20 protein-coding genes and 1 riboswitch are annotated in these 14,818 nt (G+C 47.4%); of the genes, 14 read left to right on the top strand and 6 right to left on the bottom strand.

Annotated elements, in window-relative coordinates; genetic code table 11:
- Positions 1-13: 13 nt before the first annotated feature.
- Both KNP91_RS07785 and KNP91_RS07780 read left to right on the top strand, forming a co-directional pair.
- A complete protein-coding gene (locus tag KNP91_RS07785) occupies positions 14-394 on the top strand; it encodes a YutD family protein (RefSeq protein WP_214766157.1) in 381 nt (126 codons plus the stop codon).
- 84 nt (positions 395-478) lie between these two features.
- The gene (locus KNP91_RS07780) at positions 479-931 is read left to right on the top strand and encodes a general stress protein (protein WP_214766155.1); all 453 of its coding nucleotides are present in this window, start codon (positions 479-481) and stop codon (positions 929-931) included.
- A gap of 44 nt (positions 932-975) precedes the next feature.
- Here KNP91_RS07780 and KNP91_RS07775 read toward each other — a convergent pair whose 3' ends face one another.
- Entirely contained in the window at positions 976-1,251 is a 276-nt protein-coding gene (locus KNP91_RS07775) for a DUF3055 domain-containing protein (RefSeq protein WP_114595168.1), read from the bottom strand.
- A 36-nt stretch (positions 1,252-1,287) separates the two neighbouring features.
- Entirely contained in the window at positions 1,288-2,268 is a 981-nt protein-coding gene (gene glpX / locus KNP91_RS07770; RefSeq protein WP_012371193.1) for a class II fructose-bisphosphatase, read from the bottom strand.
- A gap of 154 nt (positions 2,269-2,422) precedes the next feature.
- Between glpX and KNP91_RS07765 the strand changes: the two genes are divergently transcribed.
- Together KNP91_RS07765 and KNP91_RS07760 are read left to right on the top strand one after the other, a co-directional pair.
- On the top strand, positions 2,423-2,866 hold the full coding sequence (locus KNP91_RS07765) for a DUF86 domain-containing protein (protein ID WP_012371192.1): 444 nt from the start codon (positions 2,423-2,425) through the stop codon (positions 2,864-2,866).
- 6 nt (positions 2,867-2,872) lie between these two features.
- A complete protein-coding gene (locus KNP91_RS07760; RefSeq protein WP_214849474.1) occupies positions 2,873-3,637 on the top strand; it encodes a TIGR01457 family HAD-type hydrolase in 765 nt (254 codons plus the stop codon).
- Positions 3,638-3,682: 45 nt separating this feature from the next.
- Here KNP91_RS07760 and KNP91_RS07755 read toward each other — a convergent pair whose 3' ends face one another.
- On the bottom strand, positions 3,683-3,910 hold the full coding sequence (locus tag KNP91_RS07755; RefSeq protein WP_012371190.1) for a NifU family protein: 228 nt from the start codon (positions 3,908-3,910) through the stop codon (positions 3,683-3,685).
- A 110-nt stretch (positions 3,911-4,020) separates the two neighbouring features.
- On the opposite strand from KNP91_RS07755, the gene KNP91_RS07750 reads away from it, so the two are divergent.
- Complete coding sequence (locus tag KNP91_RS07750) at positions 4,021-4,326, top strand: DUF1462 family protein (RefSeq protein WP_012371189.1); 306 nt, start codon at positions 4,021-4,023, stop codon at positions 4,324-4,326.
- 15 nt (positions 4,327-4,341) lie between these two features.
- Here KNP91_RS07750 and KNP91_RS07745 read toward each other — a convergent pair whose 3' ends face one another.
- Positions 4,342-5,394 carry an NAD(P)/FAD-dependent oxidoreductase gene (locus KNP91_RS07745; RefSeq protein ID WP_114595169.1) on the bottom strand — a complete coding sequence of 351 codons (1,053 nt, stop codon included), beginning with the start codon at positions 5,392-5,394 and terminating at the stop codon, positions 4,342-4,344.
- 92 nt (positions 5,395-5,486) lie between these two features.
- On the opposite strand from KNP91_RS07745, the gene KNP91_RS07740 reads away from it, so the two are divergent.
- Positions 5,487-5,720, top strand: a complete 234-nt coding sequence (locus KNP91_RS07740) for a YuzB family protein (RefSeq protein WP_012371187.1) — start codon at positions 5,487-5,489, stop codon at positions 5,718-5,720.
- Between the two features lie 63 nt (positions 5,721-5,783).
- Here the strand turns inward: KNP91_RS07740 and KNP91_RS07735 are convergent, their stop codons facing one another.
- Positions 5,784-6,350: an ECF transporter S component gene (locus KNP91_RS07735; protein ID WP_214849471.1), complete on the bottom strand. Its 567-nt coding sequence runs from the start codon at positions 6,348-6,350 to the stop codon at positions 5,784-5,786.
- A 154-nt stretch (positions 6,351-6,504) separates the two neighbouring features.
- Positions 6,505-6,645, bottom strand: a riboswitch (FMN riboswitch).
- Positions 6,646-6,762: 117 nt separating this feature from the next.
- On the opposite strand from KNP91_RS07735, the gene KNP91_RS07730 reads away from it, so the two are divergent.
- The 4 genes from KNP91_RS07730 to KNP91_RS07715 all read left to right on the top strand — a co-directional run bounded on the left by KNP91_RS07730 (position 6,763) and on the right by KNP91_RS07715 (position 9,134).
- Positions 6,763-7,113, top strand: a complete 351-nt coding sequence (locus tag KNP91_RS07730) for a HesB/IscA family protein (RefSeq protein WP_012371185.1) — start codon at positions 6,763-6,765, stop codon at positions 7,111-7,113.
- 133 nt (positions 7,114-7,246) lie between these two features.
- Positions 7,247-8,113 carry an NAD-dependent epimerase/dehydratase family protein gene (locus KNP91_RS07725; protein WP_251135964.1) on the top strand — a complete coding sequence of 289 codons (867 nt, stop codon included), beginning with the start codon at positions 7,247-7,249 and terminating at the stop codon, positions 8,111-8,113.
- 128 nt (positions 8,114-8,241) lie between these two features.
- Positions 8,242-8,616: a GNAT family N-acetyltransferase gene (locus KNP91_RS07720; RefSeq protein ID WP_251135963.1), complete on the top strand. Its 375-nt coding sequence runs from the start codon at positions 8,242-8,244 to the stop codon at positions 8,614-8,616.
- On the top strand, positions 8,613-9,134 hold the full coding sequence (locus tag KNP91_RS07715) for a GNAT family N-acetyltransferase (RefSeq protein WP_214849470.1): 522 nt from the start codon (positions 8,613-8,615) through the stop codon (positions 9,132-9,134). Before KNP91_RS07720 ends, KNP91_RS07715 begins: the two co-directional genes overlap by 4 nt.
- Before the next feature lie 61 nt (positions 9,135-9,195).
- Here the strand turns inward: KNP91_RS07715 and KNP91_RS07710 are convergent, their stop codons facing one another.
- Positions 9,196-10,191 (bottom strand): NAD(P)/FAD-dependent oxidoreductase, encoded by a 996-nt coding sequence (locus tag KNP91_RS07710; RefSeq protein ID WP_012371181.1) that lies wholly within the window; start codon positions 10,189-10,191, stop codon positions 9,196-9,198.
- Positions 10,192-10,432: 241 nt separating this feature from the next.
- Between KNP91_RS07710 and KNP91_RS07705 the strand changes: the two genes are divergently transcribed.
- The 4 genes from KNP91_RS07705 (at position 10,433) to ptsG (ending at position 14,743) form a co-directional block, all read left to right on the top strand.
- Positions 10,433-11,644, top strand: coding sequence for an NAD(P)/FAD-dependent oxidoreductase (locus KNP91_RS07705; protein ID WP_012371180.1), 1,212 nt, complete (start codon positions 10,433-10,435; stop codon positions 11,642-11,644).
- Positions 11,645-11,725: 81 nt separating this feature from the next.
- On the top strand, positions 11,726-12,043 hold the full coding sequence (locus KNP91_RS07700; RefSeq protein WP_012371179.1) for a YuiB family protein: 318 nt from the start codon (positions 11,726-11,728) through the stop codon (positions 12,041-12,043).
- A gap of 101 nt (positions 12,044-12,144) precedes the next feature.
- The gene (gene glcT / locus KNP91_RS07695; RefSeq protein WP_012371178.1) at positions 12,145-13,002 is read left to right on the top strand and encodes a glucose PTS transporter transcription antiterminator GlcT; all 858 of its coding nucleotides are present in this window, start codon (positions 12,145-12,147) and stop codon (positions 13,000-13,002) included.
- A gap of 217 nt (positions 13,003-13,219) precedes the next feature.
- Positions 13,220-14,743, top strand: coding sequence for a glucose-specific PTS transporter subunit IIBC (gene ptsG / locus KNP91_RS07690; protein WP_214766145.1), 1,524 nt, complete (start codon positions 13,220-13,222; stop codon positions 14,741-14,743).
- Positions 14,744-14,818 lie beyond the last annotated feature (75 nt).

Genomic DNA, 14,818 nt, shown 5'->3' with positions numbered 1-14,818 from the left:
AGGGGGTGGAAAAATGATACAAGTCAATCGTGAAAGATATGAAATCGTGGAAGAAAAAAGAGAAGGATTCAACGAAGAAGCATTCATCGGACGTTTCAGTGATGTTCTCGAGAAATATGATTATATCGTCGGAGACTGGGGGCACGGACAGTTGCGGCTCCGCGGTTTTTATGAGGACAATCACGAAAAAGCAACCTTCGATACAAAAATCTCCCACGTGGCGGATTATTTGTACGAGTATTGCAATTTCGGCTGTGCCTATTTTATCGTCAAACGGATGGAATTCGTAGAAGGAGAAGAAGCACCACCTCGCTTCGACGGATCTTCGGCGAATACGTTAAAACTGAAACGGAAGTTTTCGGCAGCGAAAGAAGAGATGAAAGAAGAACAGTAATCAAAATGACATCTGAAAAGACGTTTCTGATTGGGTGATTTCGGCTAATAGTATAGTATCACGCACCTATAGGGGGAACTATCCATGAGAATCGTCGGGATTTACAAGTCTGTACCAGAAGTTGTCAGTGCTGTTCATGATTTACGTGTCGCAGGTGTTGTATCAACAGATTTGAAAGTCGTTGCCCATGATCGATATGATCTGGAACAGATCGAGGAATTGGCCGATTTGAACAATCATCAAACATCAACACGTCTGTCGCAGGAAGAACATATGAATCTGTGGCAGGAGATCAAAGGAATCTTTAAAAAAGACAGCAACGGACCTTCTTCACACAGCGATGTCCTCGAAGCGAGTGGATTAACGAAAGATGATGTCAACCGTGCCAATAAAGCAGCGGAAGAGGGACAATTCGTCTTACTCGTCGGCGATGAAGCGGATCAACATTCGGAACGTAAAGCCCATGATGAATCCGACAATACGAATGTCTTCAGCGGTCCCAACACACTCAACGAGCGTAACGACCGGTTACTGTAACAGTAAAACAGCCAACTCCCTTCGGGAATTGGCTGTTTTTTTGCTTATAATCCGATATAGTCGCGTAAGTATCCTTCAAGTTCATCCGCCGCTTCATCCTCAAGATCAAAGGCATGAGCGATATAGCCGGGTTCATCAAAGTCATCCGGACCGATGATGGCAAACCGGTTGGATAAGAGATTCAACACTAAAATCTTTCCGAAAAAATGTTCGGAATGGGTGATCGCTAAATCAAACCGGCTCGTCTCACCAATCCAGCAAACGAATCGGGTTTTTGTCTGTTCGACGTCATCATATAAAAAATCACGTTCTTGCATCATCTGTCAGTTCCCTCATTTCCTTCATCTCTGCTTAGATTAAAGGGTTTGAGGAACCTTTTGCAAGTACGGTTTACGTGACAGGCTGTGTTCGGCGATGACTTTCCGGATCGTCCGTGTTTTTGAACGCATGACGAGTGATGTCGTCTCGACGATATCATCCGTCAAGAAGCGGACGCCGTCGAGCATTTCACCTGTCGTCACGCCTGTTGCTGCGAAGATGCAGTCGTCACTTTTGATCAGATCATCAAGCGTCAACAATTGCAACGGATCCGCAAGCCCCATCCGGATGACGCGTGCTGTTTCTTCCTCGTTCATCGGGTGCAGACGTGCCTGCATATCGCCGCCCATTGCTTTGACGGCAGCTGCTGTGATGACGCCTTCCGGTGCCCCACCGGTTCCAATGAAGATATCGATGCCCGTTGATGGTGAGAGCGGAGCGATTCCGGCTGATACATCGCCGTCTTCAAACAGACGGACACGTGCGCCGACACGCATTGCCGCTTCCCGGAAGTGATCATGGCGCGGACGATCCTGCATGATGACCGTGACATCTTCAATCCTTTTCTGATTTAGTTCTGCTGCTTTTTGAATGATGACTTCAAGCGGATCGTCAAGTGAGACATGTCCTTTTAAGTTTGGTCCGACTGTCAGTTTATCCATATACATATCCGGTGCGTGTAACAATGCTCCCTGGTCAGCGACCGCGATGACGACCATGGCGTTACCGAGACCTTTTGCCACGATGTTCGTTCCTTCGAGCGGATCGACGGCGATATCGACGATAGGACCGCTTGTCGTACCAACTTTTTCGCCGATGAATAACATCGGTGCTTCGTCGAGTTCCCCTTCACCGATGACGACCGTTCCTGCCATGTTGACGGTGTTCAAGACTTCGCGCATGGCTGTTGTTGCCGCATCATCGGCTTCGTTTTTCTTCCCCCGGCCAATCCATTTGGCGGATGCCAGTGCAGCTGCTTCTGTTGCTCGGACGATTTCTAGTGCTAATTCGCGTTCCATCTATGAATAACCTCCAAGTCACCTAATGTGACATACTATTTTCGTAAAAATCTAAATTGAGGATAACACATTGCGCAATGTGATGCAAACAGCCTTTCTGCTTTTCATGTTTCGCCGATAGAGCTAAAATGAAGGGTGTGAGGGGGAATGGAAGATGTATTTTGTGAATCGTGAAAAGATTGAACAAACCGTGGTTTGTTTGGAAACGGCATTGCGTCAAAGTAAAGAGTTAACGGGGGATGCTTTGACGGTTTCACTGGCGTGGGAACGGATTGGATTTTTAGTGATTGAAAGCATCATCGACATCGGAAACAGTATGATTGATGGTTTCATCATGCGTGATCCGGGAAGTTATGAAGATATCGTCATGATTTTAGAAGATGAGCGGGTCATCGACGCGTCACTTGCGACGAGTTTGAAGCGCATCGTGGCACTCCGGACACAAATCGTCCGTGAATTTACGACATCAAGTACAGCGGAAATCCGCAACGTTTTGTTTGAGGAAGAAACACAATTACGTCGTTTCCCGGACGCGGTCCGACATTATCTAGAGACAGAACTCGGACCCGTCTCGGCATTTTTACCAAATGAGGAGTGAGTCAGCATGAAGGCAAAAGGCTATTTATTTGATTTAGACGGTACGATGTATAACGGGACAGAACCCGTCAAAGAAGCGGTTGATTTCGTCAACCGGTTGCAGGCAGAAGATGTACCGTATCTGTTCGTTACGAATAATGCTTCGATGACGGCAGAAGCCGTCGCTGAGAAATTACGCGGCATGGGTGTTCACTCGAATGCGGAACATGTCTTAACCAGTGCGATGGCGACAGGTCGCTACATCGCAGAACTCGATCCGGGTGCGAAAGTCTATGCCATCGGAGAAGGCGGATTGGTTGATGCTCTTGAGCGTCAAGGCTTACAAGTCGTTGCGGATGAGCATGCCGATTATGTCGTGATTGGTCTTGACCGTCAGATCACGTATGAGAAGTTAGCGATCGGAGCCCTCGCGATTCGGGCCGGCGCCCGTTTTATCTCGACGAATGGAGATATCGCGATTCCGACAGAGCGCGGCTTCTTACCGGGGAACGGGGCGTTGACATCGGTGTTACGCGTGACGACGGAAAAAGAACCGTTTTATATCGGGAAACCGGAACCGGTCATGGTCAATATTGCGGCTGAGATGATCGGTCTTGCGAAAGAAGATCTCATCATGGTCGGAGATAATTACCATACCGACATTTTATTCGGGATCAACGGCGGTATCCGGACGATGCATGTCAACTCCGGCGTTCATACACCGGTCTTCATTCAAGGACAGGATGCCCAACCGACCTACATGGTCGATACGTTGGCAGAATGGATTCTTTAAACAAAAAAATCCCCATTGACGGATGTCAGTGGGGATTTTACTTCATTAGAAAACTTGTTCGACTTCAACGACGCCGGCTACTTCTTCAAGCAGGGCACGTTCGATACCAGCTTTCAGTGTGATTGTTGAACTTGGGCAGCTGCCGCAAGCTCCCATCAAACGGAGTTTGACGATACCATCTTCTACATCTACGAGTTCAACGTCTCCTCCGTCACGAAGAAGGAACGGACGCAATTTTTCGAGTACTTCGTTTACTTGATCAAACATTTCCATGCGTAAACACATCCTTTCTTATAGAATCATTGTAACAGGGTTGAAAAATGTTCTCAATCTGGAAAACTTGTATACTAAAAAAGAAGTGTAACAAATAGGGGGGACCACAGATGGAAATCAAGGTATATGGGGCGGCACAGACGTGTCCGAGTTGCGTCGGGGCACCGAGTTCAGAAGAGACCTACAGCTGGCTGCAAGCCGTTCTTGGACGGAAGTACGAGACGGCATTGACTTTTGAATATGTGGATTTCGAAGCGGCACCGGTCGAGGATGAATGGATTACGGCTCTTCAGGACGATGTTTATTTTTATCCGCTTGTCCTGCTTGACGGTGAGATGGTCGATGAAGGATACGTCCAGTTGAAAAAAATTACGCAGGCAATTGACAGAAGACTTGAAAAAACGGCCCCGGAATGACCGGCGCCGTTTTTCTTATTTAATCTTTTTATGTTTCCAGAGCACACCGGATTTCAGAAGGCGTGGAACTTTCCCTGTCAACGCCTGTTTCCCCATGACGATGCCGAAGCCGTCTGACTTTCCGAGTGATCCGAGCATACCGCGTAATTTGATTTCCGGCAGTTTCGGCAATGTCTTGCCGGCCCATTTTGCCTGCAGGACATCGACGACCTGATCCGCTTGATGCTCCGCAAGCTGACCGCTTGGCGCATACGGGAGACTGGCACAATCCCCGATGACGAACACATTTTCATGTTCCGGCACATGGTGGTGTTCCGTCAGCTTGATCCGTCCGCCGCTGTCAGCTTCAAAACCAAGATCACGGACGACTTTAACCGGTTGCGTACCCGCTGTCCAAATCGTTAAGTTCGATGGATAGGCGTCATCCCCGTTTTGAACATCATCCGCCGTGACGAAGGTGACGTTCGAGTTATTGATGACTTCGACGTCATGCTCCTCGAACCATTCCTGGACGTAGGTCGACACTTTATCCGAGAGGAAGGACAGAACGGACGGTCCCCGGTCGAATAGGCGAATTTTCAAATCTTTCCGGCTTTCGTGCAGTTCACTCGCGAGCTCGACTCCGGATAATCCGGCTCCGACGATGGAAACGATCGCACCGGGTGAAAGTCCGCAAATCGCCTGTTGTGTTTTCCGTGACTCTTCGAGTGTCTGGATGCTGTAAGTAAACTCTTGTGCCCCCGGTATGTTATGGTATTTATCTTCACAACCTAAGGCGATGATCAAATCATCATAAAACAATTCCGTTCCGTCTTGCAGATGAACGGAGTTCGTCTCTGGTGAAATCTTTACGACATGTCCATACTTATATGAGAGATGTTCCCCTTCCGGAAACGCGATCCGGACATCCCGGTCCGACAATGTTCCGGCAGCAAGTGCATAGTACTCTGTTTTTAACGCGTGGTACGGTAAACGATCGACGAGCGTCACAGCAACATCTTCATCCTTGAATCGTTCACAAATCCGCATGCCACCATATCCGCCACCTAAAACAACCAGTTGCTTCATAACTTAAAATCCCCCTTAGTTCCCCTAAATCAGTCTGACCTTGTATAATACGACATGAGGAAAGATAATTCCTGCCTGAAGGAGGAAAAAAAGTGAATCCGATTATTGAATTTTGTATCAGTAACTTAGCGACAGGGACTCAGGTCGTCATGCAACAGCTCGAACGGGACCCGAATGTCGATGTCGTCGAATATGGTTGCCTCGGTTATTGCGGGATTTGTTCGCTTGACCATTTTTGTCTCGTCGATGGAGAAACCGTTGTCGGGGAGACACCGGAAGAACTGCTTGAAAAGATTTATCAGAAAATCGAAGAAAACGAGCTCTAAAAAAATCCCCGTGTCTCACAAGAGACCGGGGATTTGTGTCTGTCAGCGGGCGCGGCTTCGGACTTAGACAGTTTGTTGACGACGTGTCATCCAAGGTTTTAGTTTCAGGAACAGCGGGATGAAGAGTGCTGAGATGAACATCGCCTTGATGATGTTAAACGGTAAGATACCGGCTGTAATCGTCGTCCACTTGACGGCAGGGTCAAGCATGTAGTCCATACCGAAGAACCAAGCGTACGCTGGAAGAATCAAGATATAGTTGAGGATGGCAAGACCGAATGCCATCGTGATCGTACCTGCGACAAGACCGGTTGCGAGACCTTTTGTCGATTTCTTTTTATGATAGAACCAACTGACCGGAAGAATGAAGGCAACGCCAGCTGCGAAGTTGGCAAGCTCACCGACCGGAACACCACTTCCACGGAAGATGTAGTACAGGACGTTTTTGAGTGCTTCGACGATGACGCCGGCAACAGGTGAGAACATGATTGCGGCGATCAAAGCAGGAACATCACTGAAGTCGATCTTCAAATAGTTCGGTAAAAACGGAAGCGGGAAATTCAGTAGCATAAGAACAAATGAAATTGAACCTAACATCGATAATGTGACCATTTTTTGTGTGCGTTTCATACGAGTATAATCTCCTTTTGCTCGTTCCTCTCGATGAAGTATTGGCATGTCTGCGTTCAAAATAAACCCCCATCGAAGTGTTCGATGGGGGAGAAGTCCGCAGTAAACTAAGCCTGATCGATTTTTGCAAAATCGGTTCAAGAAAGAAACATGCCGCCATCTTCTCCCATCCAGACTATACTGTCGGCTCCTGAGTTACACAGAATCAGCAAATAGCGCCCTATTCGCTCGCGGGCTTCAGGCGAATCGCCTGTTTACCGCCGGTCGGGAATTTCACCCTGCCCTGAAGATGGAACGATTTAATTTTTTTTAATACAACTTATTTATACAACGAATTCAAGATTGTTTCAAGCAACTAGGTTTCGATTCCCCTTAAAATTGCGTATACTAATAAAAAAGGGAAGGTGATGACATGATTCATTTAACAGAAGCGGCCGCACTGCAAGTCAAAGAAATGATGTTGCAGGCGCCGGACGATGAACAAAATCTGCGCATGCTCGTCCAAGGCGGCGGATGCAGTGGTCTCTCCTACGGCATGGGGTTTGACAGTGAAAAAGAGACGGACTTGACCTTTGAGCAACACGGAGTCAAAGTCATCGTTGATCAAAAAGATTATCCGGTCGTTAAAGGACTGGAAGTAGATTATAAACAATCCATGCTCGGAGGCGGATTCACGATTACGAATCCAAATGCAATCGCGACATGCGGTTGCGGGACGTCGTTCCGAACGGCGACGAATGCCGGCACACCGGGCGGCTGTTAATGAAATGACTTGTATCGCAGACGATTGCCGTCTGCGATTTTTTTGTTTTCACGAGCGATTGACAGGACTTTTCAATGGAGATGGAGAAGGACTAACAGGAACGTTAGCACGCTATGATGAGGGAGGACTATCGATGCGAAAGGTACTGATTTTCGGTGGAACACGCTACTTTGGTCGACGGTTGGCATTACGGCTCGCGGAATCGGGGGACGATGTGACGATTGTCACGCGTGGGGAACATACGCCGCCGGTCGCGAAGGGCTTGACATTTTTTAAAGGGGACCGGACATCAAGCAGTACGATGAAGGATCTTGGAAGTCAAAACTGGGATATCATCTATGACAATATCTGTTTTAATCCGTATCAGGCGAAGCTTGCGGTCGATGCCTTCGAAGGAAAAGTCGGTCGTTACATTCTGACGTCGACGATGTCGGTCTATGAGCAGGGCGGGACAAACATTTCCGAGCGGTCCTATAATCCGTTTCCCGGGAAATATGATCTTGAAAAAGAACATGATTACGGCGAAGGAAAACGTCAGGCGGAAAGTTATTTCTTCCAACGTGCGACTTTCCCGGTCATTGCCGTCCGTTTCCCGGTTGTCCTCGGACCGGATGATTACACGGAACGGCTGATCTTTCATGTCAAACGGGCACTAGCCGATCAACCGGTCATCGCTGAAAATCTGTATGCGAAGATGGGATATATCTCGAGTTACGAAGCGGCAGCTTTCCTCGAGTGGTGCGGCCGTTCGACGATGACAGGACCGATTAATGCCGCGAGTGACGGCGTATTATCGATTCAGGACTTAATGGATAAGATTGATCACGTGGCAGGAACGACATCACGGTTTGAGACGACAGGCGAAGAGCCGTCACCGCTTGCACCGGATCACGATTTCTATATGGATACGACGGCAGCCAAACAAGCGGGATATCTCTTCCAACATGTTGATGACTGGCTTGATCGTTTGATTGAAGAGGAGGTCCGGAACCACAAATGATTACCTTAATTAAACCATCGCTGCACTTGGAACCGTAATACCTTGATTATGTATCAGAGTGGCAAGAGTCCGGTGAAAGCATCGTTCCGAGTGTCGTCAGTAAAACGTTTCTGCCGTTGGAGGATTTTTTGGAAGAACAGGAACAAGAGGAACGGGTGGCCCCGACGAACTGGGTGACCCACTCGACGTATTGGTTGTATGACGGGGAAACGATTGTCGGTGCAGTCAATTTCCGGCATGATCTAAACGATCAATTGCAACAAGTCGGAGGGCATATCGGTTATGGCATTCGACCGAGTGCGCGCAATAAGGGGTATGCGACGGAAGGATTACGGCAAGCGCTTGAAGTTGCGCGAAAGCGGGGACTTGCCTCCGTCTTGATCACTTGTAGTGCGGATAACACCGCATCCGGTCGTGTCATTTTGACAAACGGTGGTCAAGAAATCGAATCTTACATCAAAGAAGATGGAACACGGGTCCGGCGATTTATCATTCCACTATGAATACCGGATTTTTAACGATTCGACGAGCCGACATGGAAGACGCTGCTGCGATTGCCAGGATTCATGTCGCATCTTGGCGGGAAACATATCGGACGATTATTCCGGATGCATATCTCGATGAGTTATCTGCGGAGAACCGGGAACCGGGTTGGCGGAACAGTCTTGCCGAAGGTCCGGTTTTCGTGGCACTTGATCAGACAAACGAAATCGTCGGTTTTGCGAACGGTGGACCAAATAGGGAAAATGATACGACGGAGGGAGAGCTGTACGCGCTCTATCTGTTGAAAAGTCATCAGGGGCAACGAACCGGTAAACGGTTGTTTGATCACGTGTTGGAAGATCTCAGGCGGAAAGGCTTCTCGTCTTGTATGGTAAGTGTGCTGGCAGATAACCCGTCCCGTCATTTTTACGAACGTTTCGGCGGACGACTCGTTTCCGAAAAAACCATCGAGCGGGGTGGGAAACAGCTGAGTGAGTGGACGTACCGAATTACACTCGATCCCGTATCCAACGCATAAGCCCAAAAAACAGCGTCCCTTCGATTTCCGAAATCGAGGGGACGCTGTTGTTCGTGATCACTTAATGATTTTTCACTTTTTCGAACAGACTTGTTGAGTGTTGCGGATGGCGGGCTGATGGATCAACAAGCAACTTCGCCTGGTTAACGGCAATCGGTGCTTCTCCGAAACCGGTCGCGATCAATTTGACACGACCATCATACGTCGCGATGTCGCCGCAGGCAAATACGCCGGGAATCGCAGTTTCCATCTTCGAGTTGACACGGATGGAATTCCGTTCGAATTCGACCTCCCACTCTTTAAGCGGTCCGAGTGATGAGACGAAACCAAAGTTACAGACGACATCATCAGCACCGACGACAATCACTTCATCCGTTTCGGCATGTTTGAATGTCAGCGTCTCGATACTGTCTTCTCCGGTGACGGATTCAAGGGTATAAGGTGTCATGACATTGACGGACGAGTTATGCAACAATTCGACCGTATGCTCATGGGCGCGGAATTTATCACGTCGGTGAACGAGTGTGACGGATTTCGCGATTGGCTCGAGCATCAGCGACCAGTCGACTGCGGAATCACCACCGCCGAGCAGGACGACCTGGCGATCTTTGAAGCGGTCCATCTCGTTGACGAAGTAGTGTAAGTTACTGCCTTCAAATCGTTCTGCGTCCGCGACACCGAGGGGACGAGCAGCAAATGAACCGTTCCCGGCTGTCAGGATGACGGTTTTCGTATAATGTTCCCCCTTGTTCGTGACAAGACGGATCAGTCCATCATCGAGACGTTCGTATGCAAGGACGGTTTCGCCGAGCACATACGTCGGATCAAATTCATTTGCCTGTTCCAGCAGCCGATCGACCAGGTCCTGGGCTTTGACTTTCGGGAAGCCGGCAATATCGTATATATATTTTTCAGGGTAGAGCGTCGCTAGCTGTCCGCCGAGTTGCGGCAGACTTTCGATGACTTTCGTCTTCATTTGACGCATCCCTGAGTAAAACGCGGTGAACAGCCCGACCGGACCGCCCCCGATAATCGTGACATCATATGGTTGGTGCATCTGAGTCCCTCCTAAAATTGGATACCTCTATTATATAGGAAGTAGGGTTCGATGTTGCAAGTACGGGACATCTCACATTTTTTTGGGTTTGCATAATTTCCCTTTGCAATCTATGATAGAAAATGGTTCAATAAACGTATAGACGTGTGAACATTATTTGAACAAAGTTTTTGAGCATTTATCTGCAATTGAATGTGAAGAAAATCACAACAAAACTATTATGCGTAAGGGGTATCAGAACATGAACACACCAAACATTGTTATTCTTGGAGCCGGCTACGGTGGATTGATCACAGCAGTCAACCTTCAAAAGAAACTTGGCGTCGACCAAGCCAACATCACATTAATCAACAAACACGATTACCATTACCAAACAACGTGGCTACATGAACCAGCAGCAGGTACGATGTCTGCTGAACAAGCGCGTATCTATATCAACGATGTCATCAACCCTTCACGCGTCAAGCTTGTAAAAGGAATCGTCGAAAAAGTCGATACAGCAAGCAACACAGTGAAACTCGTCGACGGTGGAACAGTCCCTTACGATTATGTCGTCGTGGCACTCGGCGGAGTTCCTGAAACATTCGGAATCAAAGGATTGAAAGAGAACGCTCTAACAATCAGTTCATTGAACAGTGTCCGTAAAATCAAAGAGCACATCGACTACTCATTCGCAGAGTACAAAACGACAGGTTCAACAAACCGTTCACTCTTGACGATCGTCGTCGGTGGCGCTGGGTTCACGGGTATCGAGTTCATGGGTGAGCTCGTCAACCGGATTCCTGAACTGTGCAAACAATATGACATCCCGCGCGAACTCGTTCGTGTCGTCAACATCGAAGCTGCACCGACTGTTCTTCCAGGATTCGATGCAGATCTCGTAAACTACGCACATAAATGGCTTGAGCGCCAAGGCATCGAGTTTAAACTCGGTAACGGCATCAAGGAATGTGGACCGGGCAGCGTTACATTCGGACCGCTCCAAGGGGATACAACAGAAACAATCGAAGCGAACACAATCATCTGGACTGGTGGCGTCAGCGGTAACCCTGTTGTTGCAGCGTCTGGTTTTGAAGCAATGCGTAACCGTGTTGTCGTTCAAGAAGACCTCCGCGTTCCTGGGCATGAAAATGTCTTCATGATCGGTGACTGTTCAGCTGTTATGGATCCGGCTTCAAACCGCCCATACCCGCCGACAGCACAAATCGCAACACAACAGGCACATAAAGTGGCTGAAAACATTGCTGCACTCATCGGTGGACGTCAAACATCGACATTCACATACGAGAACAAAGGAACTGTCGCTTCACTTGGTCATAAAGATGGAATCGGAATGGTCTTCGGTAAGAAGATTTACGGCCGTAACGCATCGTTCATGAAAAAAGTCATCGACAACAAACATTTCCTTGAGCTTAAAAAGATTGGTCTTGCCATCAAAAAAGGTAAATTCTAAGTTCACGTTTTAGGCAAATGTACACTCGTGCATTTGCCTTTTTTGTCGGTTATACTAAAAGAGATTCAAAGGGGGAACATTATGCATATCATTCAAGCCGTGATCGGGAGTGTTCTATATCTCGTCATGTTCTTTAGTATCGGTTTTATCTTAAACATGTTGTTACGCAGTACGTGGATCATGCTTGTCCTGTATCCGATCATCATCATCATGATGATTGATAATCAGTCGACACTGGATTATTTCACGAATGCGCGTGAAGCAATCCCGAAACTCGGGGAACGCATCATGGGTCTGCAGACGGCGGATATCACGATGTTCGTTGCCGGTCTTGCCGGAATCATCATCGCCGGAATGTCAATTCGCTTCCTGCGTAAGAGCGGTTACCAAATGTTTTAAAGTCTACTTGAGCGAGTAGGCTTTTTTAGTATGTGAAAACACGTTATAATAAAATCAGTGTCTTTAAAAAAATGTGTAAGAGCAGATAGGGTTGAGAGCGAATGGATAAACAAATGTACCACGTTATCAAAGTCTTAAATAATAATGTCGTCATTTGTTCGACTGGTGCCAACCAGGAAGTCATTATCCTCGCAAAAGGGATTGGCTTCGGTCGGAAGCCAGGCGATCAACTAACGGATCTTGATAAATTGGAAAAAGTGTATACGTTAAAAGATAAAGACGAGCAAGCGCAGTACAAGGCGCTTGTCGGACATCTGGATGAAAACTTCATCGCTTTGATGAATGAGATCGTTTCAATGATCGAAACGCGATTCGGAAAACGGGTCGATGAGCACATTCATATCGGACTGACGGACCATTTGACGTTTACGTTCAAGCGGCTCGAACAGGGAATGGAAGTCACAAATCCGTTTCTTGCGGAAACGGAAGCGTTATATCCGGAAGAGTATGCGCTCGCTGAAGAAATCGTCGAATTCATCAGTGCCGAGATGAACTTTTATTTACCTCCGGCCGAAACAGGATTTATCGCCCTTCATATTCACTCGGCGACGAACTTCAAAGATGTCCTCGAAGTGAACCGGCATCATCAATTGGTCGGATTGATTGCCAGTCATATTGAACAACGATTACAAATTAAAATCGACCGGAAATCACTGGATTACAAGCGTTTAATCCGGCACTTGCGTTCAGCGATTGAAAGGGTTTCCAATGGGGAGTACCTAGAGGCGCCAGAAAAAGTAGAAAAGCTATTGCGCGAAGAATATCCGCTGTGCTATGATACTGCTTGGGAGCTGATGTCCATCATGGAACGTCAGTTGAAGAAAGCGGTACCGCGCGGTGAAGCGACGTATCTTACGATGCATCTGCAACGCTTAGTGCAGTACGATTTAGGTAAATGACCGCACGGACTACGTGTTACTGATACGATCAGGCATGAGTGGGATGTCGGGCAAGATGATTTATTTCCGTTATTTTTACGGGATAAGTGTATTTTGTCTACAATCCGCTCGTGCCTGATTTTTTTCTGTAAAAATCGGTCAGATGTCTGACTTTTTTCGACCTGTCATTGGTATTATTCCTTATTCTTAGCTCGTACATCAAAAGGAGGAAACACACATGTTCAAACAGATTTTCGCTGTTCTTCAACGTGTCGGTAAAGCGTTGATGCTTCCTGTTGCGATTTTGCCTGCTGCCGGGATCTTACTTGGATTCGGTAACGCGATGCAAAATCCGAACTTGACGTCAAAACTCGAGTTCTTAAAAAATGATGCAATCATTAAGGTTGCAAAATTGATGGAAGCAGCCGGGGACATCATCTTCGGTAACTTAGCACTCTTATTCGCGGTCGGTGTCGCGATCGGATTAGCAGGGGACGGCGCAGCCGGACTTGCAGCCATCGTCGGATTCCTGATCATGAACAAAACAATGAGCGTTTGGCTCGGCGTTACACCAGAAATGGTCGCTAACGGACAAGGTTACGCTAACGTACTCGGTATCCCGACACTTCAAACAGGTGTGTTCGGTGGTATCATCATCGGTTTAATCGCAGCCTGGGCCTACGGGAAGTATCATAATCTCGAATTGCCGCAGTTCCTCGGGTTCTTCGCAGGAAAACGTTTTGTTCCAATCGTTACAGCAGTTGTTTCATTATTCGCAGGTCTTGTACTTGTTTTCGTTTGGCCGTTCGCTCAAGACGGATTGAACACATTCTCCCACTTCATGATGGAGAAAAACCCGACACTTGCAGCTTTCGTCTTTGGTCTCATTGAACGTTCATTGATTCCATTTGGTCTTCATCATATCTTCTACGCACCATTCTGGTTCGAGTTCGGTTCGTACACGAACAAAGCCGGTACAGTCGTTCACGGTGACCAAGCGATCTTCTTCGCTCAGTTAAAAGATAACGTTGCATTGACAGCTGGTACATTCATGACTGGTAAATTCCCGTTCATGATGTTCGGTCTTCCTGCAGCAGCACTTGCTATGTACCATGAAGCACGCCCAGAGCGTCGCGCAGTCGTTGGTGGTCTTCTTGGATCAGCAGCACTTACAGCTTTCTTGACAGGTATCACAGAGCCAATCGAATTCGCATTCTTGTTCGTTGCTCCGATCCTGTTCGCAGTTCACGCAGTCTTCGCAGGTCTTTCGTTCATGACAATGCAACTGTTGAACGTTAAAATCGGTATGACATTCTCAGGTGGATTGATTGACTTCCTTCTCTTCGGTGTCCTTCCAGGACGCACGCAATGGTGGCTCGTCATCGTCGTCGGTCTTGTGCTTGCAGTTGTTTACTACGTCGGATTCCGTTTCGCAATCCGCAAGTTCAACTTGAAAACACCAGGTCGTGAAGACGAAGTACAAGAGACATCAATGGCACAAGGTTCTGAACTCGCAGCTGGTATCCTTGATGCACTCGGTTCTGAATCAAACATCAAACACCTTGACGCATGTATCACACGTCTTCGTGTTGAAGTTCTTGATAAATCAAAAGTTGATAAAAACGAATTGAAAAAATTAGGTGCGGCTGGAGTACTTGAAGTTGGTAACAACGTTCAAGCCATCTACGGACCAAAATCAGATAACATTAAATCTGAGATTCAAGCCGTCATCAACTCACGTAAACAAGAAAAGTCAGTCTAATATTTAAAAGAGCTTTCCCAATTTGGGAAGGCTCTTTTTTTGTGGAAAGAAACATCAGACAAATAGTTTTGCGCA

It is taken from the genome of Exiguobacterium sp. s138 (assembly GCF_018618775.1).
Taxonomy (GTDB): domain Bacteria; phylum Bacillota; class Bacilli; order Exiguobacteriales; family Exiguobacteriaceae; genus Exiguobacterium_A; species Exiguobacterium_A artemiae.
This window is presented reverse-complemented; position numbering and strand designations above follow the sequence as displayed.